16 protein-coding genes are annotated in these 16,831 nt (G+C 38.3%); 14 read left to right on the top strand and 2 right to left on the bottom strand.

Features of this window, described 5'->3' with window-relative positions; translation table 11 throughout:
• Positions 1-57: 57 nt before the first annotated feature.
• A complete protein-coding gene (locus tag JOC76_RS17080) occupies positions 58-1,272 on the bottom strand; it encodes a nucleotidyltransferase (protein ID WP_205179449.1) in 1,215 nt (404 codons plus the stop codon).
• A gap of 270 nt (positions 1,273-1,542) precedes the next feature.
• On the opposite strand from JOC76_RS17080, the gene JOC76_RS17075 reads away from it, so the two are divergent.
• From JOC76_RS17075 to JOC76_RS17065, 3 genes are all read left to right on the top strand, one after another.
• The gene (locus JOC76_RS17075; protein WP_205179448.1) at positions 1,543-2,070 is read left to right on the top strand and encodes a YceD family protein; all 528 of its coding nucleotides are present in this window, start codon (positions 1,543-1,545) and stop codon (positions 2,068-2,070) included.
• A gap of 83 nt (positions 2,071-2,153) precedes the next feature.
• Positions 2,154-2,327: a 50S ribosomal protein L32 gene (gene rpmF / locus JOC76_RS17070; RefSeq protein WP_205179447.1), complete on the top strand. Its 174-nt coding sequence runs from the start codon at positions 2,154-2,156 to the stop codon at positions 2,325-2,327.
• Between the two features lie 179 nt (positions 2,328-2,506).
• A complete protein-coding gene (locus tag JOC76_RS17065; protein WP_205179445.1) occupies positions 2,507-3,133 on the top strand; it encodes an RsfA family transcriptional regulator in 627 nt (208 codons plus the stop codon).
• 41 nt (positions 3,134-3,174) lie between these two features.
• On the opposite strand, the gene JOC76_RS17060 is transcribed toward JOC76_RS17065, so the two are convergent.
• The gene (locus tag JOC76_RS17060) at positions 3,175-3,654 is read right to left on the bottom strand and encodes an N-acetyltransferase (protein WP_205179443.1); all 480 of its coding nucleotides are present in this window, start codon (positions 3,652-3,654) and stop codon (positions 3,175-3,177) included.
• A gap of 235 nt (positions 3,655-3,889) precedes the next feature.
• On the opposite strand from JOC76_RS17060, the gene JOC76_RS17055 reads away from it, so the two are divergent.
• From JOC76_RS17055 to JOC76_RS17005, 11 genes are all read left to right on the top strand, one after another.
• Positions 3,890-5,227, top strand: coding sequence for an acetyl-CoA carboxylase biotin carboxylase subunit (locus JOC76_RS17055; RefSeq protein ID WP_205179441.1), 1,338 nt, complete (start codon positions 3,890-3,892; stop codon positions 5,225-5,227).
• 13 nt (positions 5,228-5,240) lie between these two features.
• Positions 5,241-5,453 carry an acetyl-CoA carboxylase biotin carboxyl carrier protein subunit gene (locus JOC76_RS17050; protein WP_205179439.1) on the top strand — a complete coding sequence of 71 codons (213 nt, stop codon included), beginning with the start codon at positions 5,241-5,243 and terminating at the stop codon, positions 5,451-5,453.
• Positions 5,454-5,476: 23 nt separating this feature from the next.
• Entirely contained in the window at positions 5,477-7,018 is a 1,542-nt protein-coding gene (locus tag JOC76_RS17045) for an acyl-CoA carboxylase subunit beta (RefSeq protein ID WP_205179437.1), read from the top strand.
• 139 nt (positions 7,019-7,157) lie between these two features.
• Entirely contained in the window at positions 7,158-8,057 is a 900-nt protein-coding gene (locus tag JOC76_RS17040; RefSeq protein ID WP_205179435.1) for a 2-dehydropantoate 2-reductase, read from the top strand.
• Positions 8,054-8,449, top strand: a complete 396-nt coding sequence (locus tag JOC76_RS17035; protein ID WP_205179433.1) for a DUF3397 domain-containing protein — start codon at positions 8,054-8,056, stop codon at positions 8,447-8,449. The genes JOC76_RS17040 and JOC76_RS17035 overlap by 4 nt, the downstream gene beginning before the upstream one ends.
• Positions 8,450-8,535: 86 nt before the next feature.
• Entirely contained in the window at positions 8,536-10,170 is a 1,635-nt protein-coding gene (bshC, locus tag JOC76_RS17030) for a bacillithiol biosynthesis cysteine-adding enzyme BshC (RefSeq protein ID WP_205179432.1), read from the top strand.
• A 156-nt stretch (positions 10,171-10,326) separates the two neighbouring features.
• Complete coding sequence (gene mraZ / locus JOC76_RS17025) at positions 10,327-10,758, top strand: division/cell wall cluster transcriptional repressor MraZ (RefSeq protein ID WP_205179685.1); 432 nt, start codon at positions 10,327-10,329, stop codon at positions 10,756-10,758.
• 64 nt (positions 10,759-10,822) lie between these two features.
• On the top strand, positions 10,823-11,755 hold the full coding sequence (gene rsmH, locus JOC76_RS17020) for a 16S rRNA (cytosine(1402)-N(4))-methyltransferase RsmH (RefSeq protein WP_205179431.1): 933 nt from the start codon (positions 10,823-10,825) through the stop codon (positions 11,753-11,755).
• Between the two features lie 91 nt (positions 11,756-11,846).
• Complete coding sequence (gene ftsL / locus JOC76_RS17015) at positions 11,847-12,206, top strand: cell division protein FtsL (RefSeq protein WP_205179424.1); 360 nt, start codon at positions 11,847-11,849, stop codon at positions 12,204-12,206.
• The gene (locus tag JOC76_RS17010) at positions 12,203-14,425 is read left to right on the top strand and encodes a penicillin-binding protein (RefSeq protein ID WP_205179419.1); all 2,223 of its coding nucleotides are present in this window, start codon (positions 12,203-12,205) and stop codon (positions 14,423-14,425) included. The genes ftsL and JOC76_RS17010 overlap by 4 nt, the downstream gene beginning before the upstream one ends.
• A 126-nt stretch (positions 14,426-14,551) precedes the next feature.
• Positions 14,552-16,471: a stage V sporulation protein D gene (locus JOC76_RS17005; RefSeq protein WP_205179418.1), complete on the top strand. Its 1,920-nt coding sequence runs from the start codon at positions 14,552-14,554 to the stop codon at positions 16,469-16,471.
• Positions 16,472-16,831: the final 360 nt, after the last annotated feature.

Raw genomic sequence — 16,831 nt, 5'->3', positions numbered from 1 at the left:
CATCCCCACCCCCGGACACCCGACAACAATTCTAATTATTTGGCATCACCACAATCACTACTCTACCAAAATCGGCTGTTGCGAAAATTCCTGGTTCATTAATTCCTTTGTTACATGAGTGGAGACACCTAGGGAATAGACACGAGCTGCTTTTAAATCGAGTTGAATCTCACCCTCCTTAAAGGAAGAAAGCTTAGAAACGAGGGGAAGAGAGAAATCCTTTTTTCGCTTATTTAAATACTCTTTACCCTTACTTGTCATCCCTAAAAGTCTTAAATAGGATGCCTTATCTTCTATACCCGCCATTTGTCCTTTTTTTGTATTCGTTAAGATATGTACACATAACCGTTGAAGTCTTGTCCAGGTATATCGTTTTGTTTTAATCTTCTCCATAAATTCATGAAAACTTCCTGAGATTAACGCTGCCGCTAATAACCTATTCTCCAGCCCTTCTTCAACTTCATAGATTTCCCTTAATTCATCCGGACTGCATTGGAGCAGCCGAAATTGCAGGTAATTCCAGTAATTTTCCCAATGATGAAAAACTTGATACTCCTTTAGATATTCCGATAATAATTGTTGCGTATGAAAAGGGACGTACTGTTCAATCGAAATTTTTTCATGCTCCTTTGAAAATATTGCCTTTCGGATACTTGTTGCACTTGCGATAGTTTCCGAAGCAAAATGTTCATCGTGGTAGTCCGCATTTTTTCGAGGAACGGTCAAAGGTTTTAGAGAACTCTTTTGTTTTCTAATTGCTTTTATGTATTCAATTCCTAAGATATTATTGGGCTTAGCTAAATCCAAATATGAATTTGAATCCGATAATTGGTGAAAGGCAAGCGAGACTGCTTTTGGATAACTTACCCCTGTATTCATAAAACGATTGATATTTGCCTCCCATTCCTGCTTGCGGTCAGTTAAAAAATCAATCGTTTCTAAAAATGACTGAAGATCCCCACTCTCACTTCCAAAACAAACGGAGTCACACCCCGCAGCATCTAAAATCGAAATCGCTCCATTTGCAAAAATCTCCGCCTTCTGTACCGCAAACCTGTAGGGTAGTTCAAAAACAATATCCACTCCGTTCAGTAATGCCATCTTAGTTCGATACCATTTGGAAACAAGAGCAGGTTCACCTCTTTGCAAAAAATTACCACTCATTACTGCGATTACAACTTCAGCGTCTGCCGCTTCCTTCGAAGCGTGTAAATGAAAGGCATGACCATTATGAAAAGGGTTATATTCTACGATTAAACCAACAGTGTTCATCTCATTCTCCTTATGAAAATACAGCAAATCCTAAATTTAACAGATTTTATTTTTTTAACATTATAGCAAAATTTTAAGGAAACCATTCAAATATTATGATAAGATGTTGTAGATGTTTGTAAAAGAGACAACTGGACACACTAATAATGGAATCTTTTACTGTCAATTACATTATTATTAGGATGATCACCATTCTAGGTGTAAAGAAAAAACATTGACAAAAATATTATCGAAGGCTATAATTACCTTTGTTGCCTTGGGGTGATTCAATTGAAATGGACATTAAATCAATTACAAAAATACCGAAACAAGGATTTTAACCTTGATGAGACGATACTTGTGGACGAGATCAAACAAGTTGATCCCACCATCCGCGAAGTTTCACCGATGCATATTACCGGTCGGGGAGATATCGATTCAACAAAAGTGACTTTTCACTTAAATATTGAAGGTCATTTAATTCTACCTTGTTCTCGTACTTTAGTGGATGTTAAACTTCCGATTAATGTCGACACAACTGAAACTTTCCTCTTACAAGGATCAGTCTATGAAACTGAGGAGGAAACATATCAAGTAAAGGGTGATGTGATTGACTTAATGCCAATCATACGCGAAATTCTTTTACTTGAAGTTCCAATGCAAGTGTTTTGTGATGATGTCGATTCTGATGAAGCAGCCCCGCAATCCGGAAAGGATTGGGAAGTTATTTCTGAAGAAGAACAATCTAAGAAGATTGATCCGCGACTAGCAGGCCTTGCAAAGTTTTTTGACGAAGACAATACTTCTTCCGATTCATAATCGGCAAATCTAAGAAGCAAAGTGAAGAACCAGCATTCCTGGCCTTCATTACTTTCTTAATACTCTTTAAGGAGGTGGGAAGAATGGCTGTACCTTTTAGAAGAACTTCTAAAACTGCAAAAAGAAAACGTCGTACACATTTTAAATTAAACGTACCTGGTATGGTAAGTTGCCCAAACTGTGGTGAAATGAAACTTGCACACCGCGTATGTAAAGCTTGCGGAACATACAAAGGGAAAAACGTTGTAAACGACTAATTTCTGTTAGGATAAAAAGCACAAGGAGCAATTAGCTCCTTGTGCTTTTGTCGTTTTTGCTAGGAATTAAGTTTATTATTAAAAAAACAATGAATAAAGATTAAATGACAACTTTGGATTAAGTCTATCTTTTCTAGTAGATGCATATGTATTATAAAAACACTAGGAGGGATGAACAAATGTCACCAACTCGACAAGACGCATGGTCCCAAGATGAGGATTTGTTACTTGCTGAAGTGGTTTTAAGGCATATACGTGAAGGTGGTACACAGTTACAGGCATTTGAAGAAGTTGGCAAACAGTTATCGCGTACCGCAGCAGCATGTGGATTCCGCTGGAATTCATATGTAAGAAAACAATATAAGTCAGGGATTGAACTTGCGAAGAAACAGCGTAAGGAATTAAAAAAACAAGAGGTCCCTAATGAGGAACCATATCAAATTGAACCAGTTATCCAGGAGCAGGTACAGACTAAAGCGGTCAATGAGGGCGAAAGGATCACATTTTCTGCTGTGATTCACTTCCTAGAAAGTTTAAATAAACAAGCCGAAGGTTCTTCTGGTATTGAAGAGGAGAGAAAAAGATCGGTTGAAAAAATTAAAGAGTTAGAAAAGAAAACTTACTATTTAGCGGCTGAAAATGAAAGATTGTCAAAGAATCTAAAAGCAATTGAAGAAGATTACCGGTCTTTAATTGAAATCATGGAAAGAGCTCGCAAAATGGTGGTTTTACAGGATGAGGACCGTCAGCAAAAAGTAAAGTTCCAGATGGACAAAAACGGTAACCTTGAGAGAGTTGAAAAATAGAAAAAGGCGGACATTGAGTCCGCTTTTATTGTTTTTGCTGGTTAATTATCATGATGCTGGGCTTCCACACCCTCTGGATACCAGACAAGTGGATTTTCACCCCGGTCACGTTCCATTTCATATTCTACATTGGTAAAGCCTAACTTTTCAAAAAAACCACTAGATTGGACTCGTGGATTAGTTTTAATGGGCAGACCCAAGTTTTTAGCGAAATCAACCAATGCTTTGCCAAAACCTTTACCTTGATAACCAGGTAGAACTTCCAGCTTCCAAAGTTCTAAATAATCTTGTGGTGGTGAGAAATAACGGTCAAATTTAGCATCAATTTGATATAAACTCATTCTGGCTACTAGTTTGTCCCCGAAATAGATTCCATAAAAAGGTGATTCGTTATTGTTATCTACTATATTTGCTTCTAAATCTTCAAGCATCGATAATTCCTGAAGGCCGTATTCTTTAAACTTTTTAAACTCTTCTAGTGTTTTAAAATTTATTTTTAGTTTTTCTACCTTGTACACCATAGTCTGCCTCCTTATATGTTCATTTCCTGTTCTTGTATATATTTATATGCTCTTGAATATCATGAAGAGAAATAATATTTGCAATTATTCAAAATCAATTACTTTTATTATAAAACAAATTGCTAAAAAATTCTTCAAATAAGTTCCGGAAGCGTTTTCAACGAATGAAGGAAAATGCTTGTTTAATGTAGAAACATTTAGGGAGTGTTTAAGGCGGTATGAAAGGGGAAGAAGTGTGCAAAAAATTTTAATTGCCAATCGAGGAGAGATTGCCCTGAGAATTATTAAAACCTGTCAAACGATGGGGATTGAAACGATTGCTATTTATTCCGAAGCAGATAAGGATTTGCCGTTCGTAAAAGCTGCAACGAAGGCAATTTGCATTGGTGAACCGCATGTAAGCAAATCATATTTACAAATTGACAAGATTTTGGAAATTGCCAAAAACGAAAAGGTAGATGCTATTCATCCTGGATATGGATTCCTATCTGAGAATGCTAGCTTTGCTCAACAAGTGATAAATGCAGGTATTACCTTTATTGGACCCCAGCCTAAAACGATTAAGTTGATGGGAGATAAAATTGCTTCACGCAATGCCATGGAGGGTGCCGGCGTCCCGGTGGTTCCGGGTAGCAGCCAAGGGTTAAATACAGTTGAAGAAGCCTGCGGTCTAGCAAAAACCATCGGGTACCCAATTATGCTAAAGGCAAGTGGCGGTGGTGGTGGAATTGGCATGGTTTTATGTGACAATGAGCAAGCGCTCATTAAGTCCTATGAATCCACCAAGAAAAGAGCTATGACCTATTTCGGTTCTGATAAGGTATTTATTGAAAAATATATTGAAGATAGCAGACATATTGAAGTACAGGTTTTTGGAGATCAGCATGGCAATATCGTTCACCTGTTTGAAAGAGATTGTTCCATTCAAAGAAGACATCAAAAGGTGGTGGAAGAATCACCATCCCCATTTTTATCTGACAATGCCCGGCAGAAGATGTTTGAAACAGCTATTAAAGCGGCTCGTGCTGTTCAGTATACTAACGCAGGGACAATTGAATTTATTGTAGATCCAGAGGAGAATTTTTATTTTCTGGAAATGAACACACGCCTTCAGGTCGAGCATCCCGTTACGGAAATGATTACACGTCTTGATTTAGTAAAGTGGCAAATTCTTGTAGCCCGCGGTGAAAAACTTCCGTTACAGCAGGCAGAAATTGCTGCTAGAGGAAATGCTGTTGAATTTCGATTGTATGCAGAGGATCCGGTCCGCTTTTTACCATCCCCAGGGAAAATTACAAAACTTAAATGGCAAGAGAAAGAAGGAGCTAGGATTGATTATGGTTATGTAGAAGGAGGGACTGTAACTCCTTTTTATGACCCGCTGATTGCCAAATGTATCTTTTACGGTGAATCACGAAAGCAAGCGTTATCGGTTGCATTAAGCTTCTTTAAAGACTTTAGCTTAGAAGGGATTAAAACCAATGTTCCATTGTTTTTAACAATTCTTGAATCCGCTACTTTCCAAAAGGGAGAATACACGACCAGTTTTTTAAATAAAAATGTTGTGAAATAGGGGGAGTATACAAATGAAAGAAATTACAGCCTCCATGGCAGGAACTGTACTCAATGTATATGTGGCAGCAGGTGTACAAGTCAAGCCGGGACAGGAAGTCGTCATGTTGGAATCAATGAAAATGGAAATTCCGATTGAAAGCGGAACTGAAGGAGTTGTCCGGGAGGTAAGAGTGAGCATTGGCGATTTTGTTAATGAAGGCGATGTTTTGTTGGTACTCGAATAGTATTTGCTTGAAGGGGGAGCATGATGGCAAAAACCAATACGTTAGTTGATCAATTAAATGATAATCGGAGAAAAATTGAGGCCGGCGGACAGCCGAAATACCACGAAAAAGCGAAGGAACAAAATAAACTGTTTGTGCGAGAGAGATTATCATTATTGTTTGATGAAGGTAAGTACGAAGAGGATGGGAAATTTGCTAATTTCAATGCTGCAGACCTTCCTGCTGATGGTGTTGTAACAGCGATTGGCAAGATTAATGGGCAGACGGTATGTGTAATGGCCAATGATTCTACGATTAAAGCTGGGTCATGGGGAGCACGGACGGTCGAGAAAATTATCCGAATTCAAGAAACAGCCGAAAAATTAAAGGTTCCGTTATTTTATCTCGTGGATTCAGCGGGAGCAAGGATCACGGATCAAGTAGAAATGTTCCCAAATCGGCGAGGTGCCGGCAGGATTTTTTATAATCAGGTAAAACTTTCCGGGATGATTCCTCAAGTTTGTATTTTGTTTGGTCCTTCCGCAGCTGGCGGGGCCTACATACCGGCATTTTGTGATATCGTCATTATGGTTGATCAAAATGCATCCATGTATTTAGGCTCTCCAAGGATGGCTGAGAAAGTAATCGGTGAAAAGGTAACGCTTGAGGAAATGGGCGGTGCCCGAATGCATTGTACGGTTTCCGGCTGCGGGGATGTACTTGCGTATAGTGAACAAGAAGCGATTGAATCAGCTAAAAAATATATAAGTTATTTTCCCTCCAGCTTTAAAGAAATGACCACAAGGGTTGTTGGCGTTGAAGCAAAGGAAGGAAGAGAATTAGAGGCGATTATACCGGAAAATCAAAATGCACCTTTTGATATGTTTGAATGTATCGAACGATTGATTGATAATGAAAGTTTTTATGAAATCAAGAAATTATTCGCATCAGAGATTATAACGGGCTTAGCCCGAATAGATGGCAGAGCGGTTGGGATAATTGCCAATCAGCCGAAGGTAAAAGGCGGAGTGTTATTCGTAGATTCTGCTGATAAAGCGGCAAAATTTATCCAGCTGTGTGATGCTTTTCATATTCCATTGCTGTTTTTAGCAGATGTTCCAGGCTTTATGATTGGTACTAAAGTAGAACGGGCTGGAATTATCCGTCATGGAGCTAAATTAATTGCGGCAATGAGTTCTGCCACTGTTCCGAAGATATCGGTTATTGTTAGAAAAGCGTATGGTGCAGGTCTATATGCAATGGCAGGTCCTGCCTTTGAACCTGATTGTTGTATTGCCTTACCTACCGCTCAAATTGCCGTTATGGGTCCGGAGGCAGCTGTTAATGCTGTTTACTCTAATAAAATCAACGAAATAACAGATCCTAAAGCTAAAATCGCCTTTGTGCAAGATAAACATAAAGAGTATAAAGAACATATCGATATTTATAAATTAGCATCAGAGTTGATTGTCGACGAAATCGTCGCTCCTTCCGAATTAAGAAATGTGCTGATACAACGGTTTTCCTATTATGAAACGAAAGAAATTACCTTCAGCGTTAGGAAACACCCCGTATACCCTGTTTAATTCTAAAAAGAACTCTTTTCGGTAAATTTGCGAAAAGGGTTTTTTTTGATAGCTATCAACAACAAACTACATCTGATAGAATATTAGCAAAAGAAAAAGTTGAAATGATTGAATTGAACAAAAAGAGGAGTAATCATCTATGAAGGTTGGTATTATTGGTGCGGGTTCGATAGGGTTATTATTTGCTGGCTACCTAAGCCGGATTTTTACCGTGACAGTTTATACAAGAACAAATGAGCAAGCAAATGTCATTAATCAAAATGGTATTGTACTGCTTCATGAGTCAGAAGAAATTAGAACTCAGGTTAAAGCGTTACCTATAAATGATTGGCAGGGGTTAGAGGACATAACCATCATAGCTGTGAAACAATACCAGCTTTCCCCCATTATTCAGCGAGTAAAGCAATTTACTTCCAGCTCTAAGAGCCTATTATTTTTACAAAATGGGATGGGACATCTAAAATTACTTGACCAAATACCCTCTAATCATTTGTTTGTCGGTTCTGTTGAGCATGGGGCCCTTAAGGAGAATCCATACACAGTCAGGCATAATGGTGTAAGTACCACAAATGTGGCAGTATATAAAGGTGACACGAACTTTCTAAGGAACTTTGCTACAGCAGTTTCTGATGTGTTCCCAATGACTTTTCAAGAGGACTTCTTTGAAATGTTGAAAAAAAAGTTAATTGCTAATGCGTTAATTAATCCATTAACGGCCATTCTTCAGGTCAAGAACGGAGCACTTGTTGAAAATCCGTTTTATTTTCAGGTATTACAAAATCTCTTTAGCGAAATCACCAATATTTTAAATCTCGAAGACCCAGAAGAATATTGGAAGCAAGTATTAAAGATTTGTACCAATACAGCCGATAATCGTTCTTCTATGCTAAAAGATATAGAAGCTAAAAGACAGACCGAGGTAGATGCTATTTTAGGTTATTTACTAGAAGAAGCTAACAAACAAAAAAAGAAATCTCCTCAAATCGGAACCATGTATCATCTTATAAAAGGAAAAGAGAGTAAGGAGGGACTAGTATGAGTACTATTTTTTCGTCCGTACTTACTTTATTCTTTGCACTGCCAATCTTAGGGACCATTCTGGTCTTTATAGTGATCAAGTTCATTTTAAAATCAACTAAAAGATCACTTCATTTGGCTCTTGATTATACCACTTTTTTATATATTATCTCTGTTCATTTTTTAATTGTAACATTATGGGGAAAATCGTTTTTTTGGTTAATAATACTAGTAATGCTTGTGTTGGCAATGGTGTTTCTTTTGGTTCATTGGAAGGTAAAAGAAGAGATAATTGTAAAACGTGTTTGGAAAGGCTTTTGGCGTTTTAATTTCATTTTATTTTTCGCCGCTTATTTTTTACTTACTTTTTATGGATTAGTTTCCCGAGCAATATCCTTTAGTTTTTCTTCTTAAAATTAGAGCAAAAGTTTTTTTTAAATGGGGCGGATAATGGTATACTCGTTAAGAATGAATCACGGTAACAGAAAGGAAGTACATAGATGGAGATTTTAAATCTCTCTTTACCGGCAACCAATCGGTTTGCTTCAAATTATTTGGAACAATCTGTTGAGATACAACCTTTTTTTCATTATCGATATAATGATTTGCAAGAGGATATGAAAAGAAAGCAAGAGTTAAACAATAGATCGTTTCCACGCAAAGAGGTTGCTCGGCATATAGAGGGCTTTATGAAGGGTTTTCCCACTTCAGAAGCAGTAAAAAAATCAATTGAAAAGCTTAAACAAGCGAATTGTCTTGTTGTAATTGGTGGTCAACAGGCTGGTATTCTTACTGGACCACTATTTTCCATACATAAAGTCATTTCGATCATAAAGTTGGCAGAACAAAAAGAAAGATTGCTGGGTGTACCTGTCATTCCTGTTTTCTGGATTGCCGGGGAAGATCATGATTTTCAAGAAGTTAATCATGTGTTTGTACAGAATCAGCATAATGTAGATAAATGGATTTATCCTGAAAAGGTACACCAAAAAGCAATGGTTTCTGATATTAAATTGAATCAAGATCTTTGTCTTTCTTGGGTGAAGAACTTAATCAAGAATTTTGGTGAGACCGAGCACACAAATGGATTATTAGAATTTGCTGAAACACAAATATCCAGATCAACCACCTTCGTTGATTTTTTTGCGAACATCATAATGGAACTATTTAAAGATTATGGTCTTCTTATTGTGGATTCTGGTAATAAGGACTTCCGTCAGTTGCAAAAGGAATTTTTTACACAGCAAATTGAACATCACGACGTGATCACATTCTCTTTATTAGAGCAGCAAAAGCAAATTGAAAAAAAGGGTTTTCCTAATACAATTGATGCAAATGAGAAAGCAGCGAATCTCTTCTATTATGATCAACGATTTAATGAGCGAATCTTGTTAGAGTATGATCGTGAAAACGATTGCTTTGTGGGTAAAAGTGGGGCGATTTCTTTTACAAAAGAGGAATTATTGTCATTAGCGCATGATAATCCTGCTGTTTTAAGTAATAATGTGGTAACACGTCCCCTCATGCAGGAATGGCTTTTTCCAACGATTGCCTTTATTGCTGGACCAGGGGAAATCGCTTACTGGGCAGAATTGAAGCTAGTGTTTGAACATTTTCATATTAAAATGCCGCCGATTGTTCCACGATTAAATATTACATTTTTAGACCGTTCTATAGAAACTGATCTTACTGAACTGAACATGAATTTAACTGATGTTCTAAGTAGAGGGACAAAGCAGGAAGAGGAGACCTTTTTAGCAGCGATAAAAGACCAAGAGCTAGAACAGCTATTCTCAACTACGATTGATCAATTATTGAACCATTACAAATTAATTGAAATGAAAACAGAACAATTAGATCGCGGGCTCTTACCAATGCTCAAGAAAAATGAAAATTATTTATTAAAAGAGATTCATTTCATGAAATTGAAACTTGAAGATACGGTAAAGTTAAGACATGATGTACTTTTAAATAAATATGTACGGGTTGATCTTGCTTTACGTCCAGATGGTTCCCCGCAGGAGCGGATATGGAATATCTTTTATTATTTAAACCAATATGGTCCGAATTTTATTGATGAAATTATGACGGGAAGCTATGAATTTGATGGGCGGCATAAAGTACTAAAATTATAGAAAAACTCCACCTTTTGTTGTGGAGTTTTTCTTTTTTTTTCTAAAAAATCATGGCTAAAAAAGGATTTTTTAGAAAGTAGGGCGAATAGTTTAAAAATAAGTGGAGGAAAGTGGGGGAATGTGGTACAGTTTTTATAGAAAGTGGGGGTCATGGGTATGTTCATGGGTGAGTACCATCACAGCATTGATACGAAGGGCAGATTAATCGTACCCTCTAAATTCCGTGATGAACTTGGTGATATGTTCATCATCACACGTGGATTGGATCAATGTTTGTTTGGTTACCCATTGTCTGAGTGGAGCCTTATTGAAGAAAAATTAAAAGGCCTGCCGCTGACAAAAAAGGATGCCCGTGCTTTTACTAGATTCTTCTTTTCCGGGGCAACGGAAAGTGAACTGGATAAACAAGGAAGAATTAATATCCCAACGCCACTATTGCAATATGCAAAATTAGAGAAAGAATGTGTTATTTTGGGTGTTTCCAATCGAATTGAAATTTGGAGTAAGCAGATTTGGGAGGATTATTTTTCACAATCTGAAGAATCTTTTGCTGAAATAGCAGAAAATATGATTGGCTTTGATATATAATGGGAAAAGTTATATTAATATATTTCTCGTATATATCGTTCGATTGGAAAAGGAAGGTACGTAAATGTTTGAACATACAACTGTGTTATTAAATGAAGCTGTAGAAGGATTAAACATTAAGTCAGATGGCATCTATGTTGATTGTACATTGGGAGGGGCAGGACATAGCTCTCTCATTTTGTCAAGACTTGGTGCGGGTGGGAAACTCTATGCATTTGACCAGGATGAAACAGCGATTGCTAATGCAAAACAAAAATTAGCTGCATATGGTGAGCAATTAGTCATTATCAAAAGTAATTTTTTATATTTGAAAGAAGAGCTTGAAAAACATGGTATCTATAAAGTAGATGGAGTTTTATATGATTTGGGAGTCTCATCGCCGCAGTTGGATACACCAGAGCGGGGTTTTAGTTACCACCATGATGCCCCATTGGACATGAGGATGGATAACGATGCTGAGGTTTCAGCTTTTGATGTCATTAACCACTGGTCATATGAAGACCTTGTCCGAATCTTTTTTCGTTACGGTGAAGAGAAATTTTCCAAGCAAATTGCTCGGAAAATTGAAAGCGCAAGAGCGGTTAAGGCTATCGAGACCACCGGGGAACTTGTAGAGTTAATTAAGGACGCCATCCCAGCACCTGCAAGACGAAAGGGCGGACACCCTGCTAAGCGAATCTTTCAAGCCGTCAGAATTGCTGTAAATGATGAACTTGCTGTATTTGAACAGTCTCTAAATCAAGCCATTGACTTACTCAATCCTGAGGGAAGAATAAGTGTGATTACCTTCCATTCCCTAGAGGATCGAATTTGTAAGGCAGCCTTTAAAAAGGCTAGTGAGACACCCCCTTTACCACCAGGTTTACCCATCATTCCAGATGAGTATAAACCGATTTTAAAGTTGGTTTCACGTAAACCGATTCTTCCGTCTGAAACTGAATTAGAGCATAACAACAGGGCACGATCTGCCAAGCTTCGGCTAGCCGAAAAATTATAAAGTTTTAATGGGCATCCATTTTGTGCGTCCCGGAGCAAAACAAAATTGTGTAAAAAACTACATTAGATTATAGAATCTGGAGGGGAAGTATTTGAGTAATCTTGCCAGGAAAGTAGTAGAGCAGCAACAAGCCGAGCAATCCGTTCGAATTAAGCGTCAAGTTAAAATTAAAAAGTCCTGGCTGACTCCGGGGGAAAAAATCATTGGAGTGACATTTGCCGGAATGGTTTGTTTTGGAGCCATTCATCTTATCTCAAATCAATCCCAAATATATGAAGCGAATAAAGACCTTCAAGTTGTTCAGGACAAAATAACCGAACAGCAAAAGGTTAATGAGGATTTGAAGGTCCAAGTAAGTGAATTAAGCTCGTATGATCGTATATTTGCAAAGGCAAAGGAAATGGGTTTAGTAAAAGATGAAAATAATGTCAAGGTCGTGCAGAACAAATGAATAAGAAACAACCCTATATGAATGTGGGAGCAGCGATATTGTTTGGGATATTCGGCCTGCTCTTTTTTGTATTGATTTGCAGGTTTTTTTCAATTGAAATTTCAGGGGAAATAAATGGACAACCACTTGCCGCAAAGGCCCAGCAGAAATACAATCGTGTGGGAACCTTGCAGGCTTCCAGGGGAACTATTTACGATCGAACCGGAGCAGTGGTGGCTGAGGATACAGCTTCTTACACTTTGATTGCGATCTTAGACAAGAAGATGACTACCAATCCCAAAAAACCTCAACATGTAACAAATATAAGTAAAACAGCAAGTGAGTTATCTAAATATCTCAAATTAGATGAATCCGAGATTTATAGTATTTTAGCAAATGGAAAGAAAAATAATCGGTTCCAAGTGGAATTCGGAAAGGCTGGAAGAGATATTGATTATAATACAAAGAATAAAATAGAAAATTTAAAACTTCCTGGTATTACCTTTACGCGTGATTCTAAACGGTTCTATCCCAATGGGGTTTTTGCTTCTCACGTTGTTGGATATGTGGACCAAACGGAGCAAAGTGACGGTACTTATAAATCTGTCGGGAAAATGGGCATTGAAAAATACTTAAATACTCAATTAACAGGGACAAATGGAAAATTAAGTTATGAGAGTGATTTGTGGGGGTATATCTTACCGGACGGTAAAGAAAATATTACGCCAGCAAAAAACGGTAATGATGTTTATTTAACGATTGATCAAAAAATTCAAACTTTCTTAGAAGATGCCATGAATCAAGTAGTAAAGAATTATAAGCCGAAAAAAATTATCGCTATTGTTGCCGATCCTAAAACTGGGGAAATTTTGGCGATGGGACAGCGTCCGTCCTTCCAGCCGGATACAAAAGAAGGGATTACTAAAAGTTGGCATAATGAAGCGATTGAAACCTCCTACGAGCCGGGCTCAACGATGAAAATCTTTACTCTTGCAGCCGCTGTTCAGGAAGGGGTCTTTAATCCAAATGAAAAATATGAATCGGGTTCGTACAAAGTAACGGAAAATAGTCAAACGATTCACGACCATAACTATGTAGGGTGGGGGCCTATTACCTATCTAGAAGGAGTTCAACGTTCCTCCAATGTTGCGTTTGCCAAAATTGCCAAAGAAAAGTTAGGTTTTGATAAGTTAAGAGAGTATTTAACAAAATTTGGTCTTGATAAACCTACTGGAATTGAACTTCCTAATGAGACATCAGGGAAAATTCAATATCAATACCCAATTGAAAAAATCACTACAGCGTATGGACAAGGTACAGCGATTACCGCTATTCAACAAATTCAAGCTGTAACAGCGATTGCAAATGATGGGAAAATGTTGAAGCCGCATATTGTGGAGAAAATTGTGAATCATGATACAGGAAAAACCATCAAGAAGACCTCACCGGAAGTCGTTTCAACACCGATATCGTCTGAAACGGCTAAAGAAGTTCGTGATATTTTAGGAACCGTTGTGACATCACCTGTTGGTACGGGCGCAAGATTCAAAATCGACGGTTATAGTGTTGCTGGTAAAACGGGTACGGCTAACATTCCTGGACCAAATGGTAAATATTTAACTGGTGCGAACAATTATGTGTTTTCCTTCATGGGTATGGCTCCAAAAGATGATCCGAAACTAATTGTTTATGTAGCCGTTCAACAGCCACAGCTTAAAGGGGCGGAAGCAGGTCAGGGAGCTATTCCGGTATCCGCAATTTTTAATCCAGTTATGAGAAATAGTTTAAATTATTTAAATGTCCAACCATCGAAAGTAGAAGCTACTAAGACGAATAAACTGGAGAAATATGTCGGAGAGTCAGTTGAGGATACGGTTAATAGTTTAAAAGCAGATGGATTTGATACCGTTGTATTAGGTGATGGTAAAACTGTAACCGATCAACTGCCAAAGGCAGGCACGACTATTTTGGAGGGTGAAAAAGTGATTATCAAGACCTCTGGAAATATGACGGCGCCTGATATGACGGGATGGTCACTCCGTGATGTCATGAAAATTGCCAATATCGCTAATTTAAAATTTAGCTCGAAGGGTCGAGGGTTTGTCACCAGCCAAAATATAAAACCAAAAGAAGCATTAAAAAGCGGGGATTACCTTATTGTAGATTTGAAAACCCCAGAAGACCAATCGACAAAAACAGAGAATAATCAATCGACTGACAAAGAATCTGTCCAAGATTAATTTGAAAAATCCCGCTAGCAGGCGGGATTTTTTCTGTTTTACAAACTGGACGGTACGTTCTATTTAAAAAAGTACAAGCATATTAATGAACGATAGTGAAAGTGGAAAAGGAGGATTATTCATTATATGCGTGTTTCTAATGTCACTGTTCGAAAACGGCTAATGATCGCACTATTTGTTGGATTCTTAACCTTCTTAATTATTGATGTGCGTCTTGGATATGTTCAGTTTGTACTCGGTGATATGCTGACTGATAAAGCAAAGGGTTCTTGGAGCCGGAATATACCATTTGAACCGGAGCGGGGAAAAATTGTCGACCGCAATGGTGTTGCATTAGCAACAAATATAAGTGCGCCAACGGTCTATGTTATTCCACGACAAATAAAGGACCCGGCAACAACGGCTGAAAAGCTCGCATCGGTCTTAAAGATGTCCAAAGAAACAGCTTATCGAGAAATTACGAAAAAAGCATCATCCGTACGGTTAAAGGAAGGTAGAAAAATTTCACATGAAAAAGCGAAAGAAATTAGGGCTCTTGGATTGGAAGGCGTCTATGTTGGTGAAGATTCCAAACGGTATTATCCAAATGGAAGCTATCTATCGCATGTGCTTGGTTTTACTGGTGTAGATAATCAAGGTTTAATGGGACTTGAGAAATATTATGACAAAGAATTAAGCGGTGAAAGAGGAGCCGTTAAATTCTATGCCAATGCCAAAGGGGAAAGAATGAATGATATGGCAGATGATTATGAGCAGCCTACAAAAGGGCTTGATTTAAAATTAACAATCGATTCCAAAATACAAACCATTGTTGAAAGAGAACTGGATATTGCACAAGCAAAGTATAATCCAGATGGAATTATTGCGATTGCGATGAATCCTAATAACGGCGAGATATTAGCTATGTCAAGCAGGCCGACATTTGATCCTGCTAATTTTCGGAATGTTTCCCAAGAAGTCTATAATCGAAACCTTCCTGTCTGGTCTACCTATGAGCCCGGTTCTACCTTTAAGATTATCACGCTTGCGGCTGCACTGAATGAAGGTAAAGTCAATCTAGAGAAAGAGCATTTTCATGATTCAGGTTCTGTTCAAATAGCGGGTGCCAGGTTAAAGTGCTGGAAAAGAGGCGGACATGGGGATCAAACTTTTCTAGAGGTTGTCGAAAACTCCTGTAACCCGGGCTTTGTAGAGTTAGGGGAACGCTTAGGAAAGGAAAAATTGTTTAAATATATTAAAGACTTTGGCTTCGGACAAAAAACGGGCATAGATTTGCAAGGTGAAGGAACTGGAATATTATTTAATTTAAAAAGGGTTGGTCCTGTTGAACAAGCGACAACTGCTTTTGGACAGGGTGTCTCTGTTACACCAATTCAGCAAATTACAGCAGTATCTGCGGCCATTAATGGCGGGATTTTGTACCAGCCGTATATTGCAAAAGAACTGATTGATCCTGTTACAAAAGAAGTGGTGATGAGAAATACACCTGTTGCAAAGAGACGTGTCATTACGGAAAAAACATCAAAGGAAATCCGTAATGCCCTTGAAAGTGTTGTGGCAAAGGGTTCCGGCGGCAGGGCGTTTATAGAAGGTTATCGAGTTGGTGGCAAGACAGGGACGGCTCAAAAAGCACAGAACGGGAGATATCTTGAAAATAACTTTATCGTATCCTTTATGGGTTTTGCACCAGCAGATGACCCGCAAATCGTTATCTATGTAGCAGTTGATAATCCTAAAGGAGTTACTGCATTCGGTGGTACGGTCAGTGCTCCAATCGTTGGTGCCATAATGAAAGATAGCTTAAGTGCAATGGGTATACAACCACGAAAGGATCAAATAGAAAAAGAAATAAAATGGCCAGATGTGCCATTGATTAAATTGCCAGATTTTGTAGGGATGTCTAAGGATGAACTTCAGGAGCAGCTTATAAACATATCGATTGATGCGAGCGGAGATGGTGATGTGGTGGTAAGACAATCGCCTGAACCAGGTACCAAGGTGAAAGAAGGATCAAAAGTAAGACTTTACTTTGGTAAAGGAGACTAACAAAAAAATTTTTAAAAGGGCGGTCGGAATATTTTCCGCCGCCTTAAAATTTGGGCTGTGTTAAAGGCCATGGTTGATATTTTAGCCATGTTGATTGGAGCGGAAGGCGCTCGACTCCTCGGAAATGCTATCGCATTTCCTTCGTGCGTGGGCGGATTCAAAGATGTAATTTCAAAGTCCTGCGGGAGTACGGGGCAGGGGAGACCCCGCAGACGCTTCAGCGTCGAGTAGGCTCCCGGGCACGCCCGCGGGTTTGCTGAGCGCCTGCAGCGGAAATCAACATTCATGTCTAACACAGCCAAAATTTTTATTAAGGATTCATTACTAAATGGTAAAATAAAATAATTTAATGTAAAATAA

This window comes from Neobacillus cucumis (assembly GCF_016908975.1).
In the GTDB taxonomy this organism is placed as follows: domain Bacteria; phylum Bacillota; class Bacilli; order Bacillales; family Cytobacillaceae; genus Neobacillus; species Neobacillus cucumis.
Note: the sequence above shows the minus strand (reverse complement) of the source record. Positions and strands in the feature narration are given on the sequence as shown.

Coding starts and splice junctions, on each gene's coding strand:
- JOC76_RS17080 (WP_205179449.1), bottom strand. CDS start 1,272: ATGAACACTGTTGGTTTAATCGTAGAATATAACCCTTTTCATAATGGT.
- rpmF (WP_205179447.1), top strand. CDS start 2,154: ATGGCTGTACCTTTTAGAAGAACTTCTAAAACTGCAAAAAGAAAACGT.
- JOC76_RS17065 (WP_205179445.1), top strand. CDS start 2,507: ATGTCACCAACTCGACAAGACGCATGGTCCCAAGATGAGGATTTGTTA.
- JOC76_RS17060 (WP_205179443.1), bottom strand. CDS start 3,654: ATGGTGTACAAGGTAGAAAAACTAAAAATAAATTTTAAAACACTAGAA.
- JOC76_RS17050 (WP_205179439.1), top strand. CDS start 5,241: ATGAAAGAAATTACAGCCTCCATGGCAGGAACTGTACTCAATGTATAT.
- JOC76_RS17045 (WP_205179437.1), top strand. CDS start 5,477: ATGGCAAAAACCAATACGTTAGTTGATCAATTAAATGATAATCGGAGA.
- JOC76_RS17040 (WP_205179435.1), top strand. CDS start 7,158: ATGAAGGTTGGTATTATTGGTGCGGGTTCGATAGGGTTATTATTTGCT.
- JOC76_RS17035 (WP_205179433.1), top strand. CDS start 8,054: ATGAGTACTATTTTTTCGTCCGTACTTACTTTATTCTTTGCACTGCCA.
- bshC (WP_205179432.1), top strand. CDS start 8,536: ATGGAGATTTTAAATCTCTCTTTACCGGCAACCAATCGGTTTGCTTCA.
- mraZ (WP_205179685.1), top strand. CDS start 10,327: ATGTTCATGGGTGAGTACCATCACAGCATTGATACGAAGGGCAGATTA.
- rsmH (WP_205179431.1), top strand. CDS start 10,823: ATGTTTGAACATACAACTGTGTTATTAAATGAAGCTGTAGAAGGATTA.
- JOC76_RS17010 (WP_205179419.1), top strand. CDS start 12,203: ATGAATAAGAAACAACCCTATATGAATGTGGGAGCAGCGATATTGTTT.
- JOC76_RS17005 (WP_205179418.1), top strand. CDS start 14,552: ATGCGTGTTTCTAATGTCACTGTTCGAAAACGGCTAATGATCGCACTA.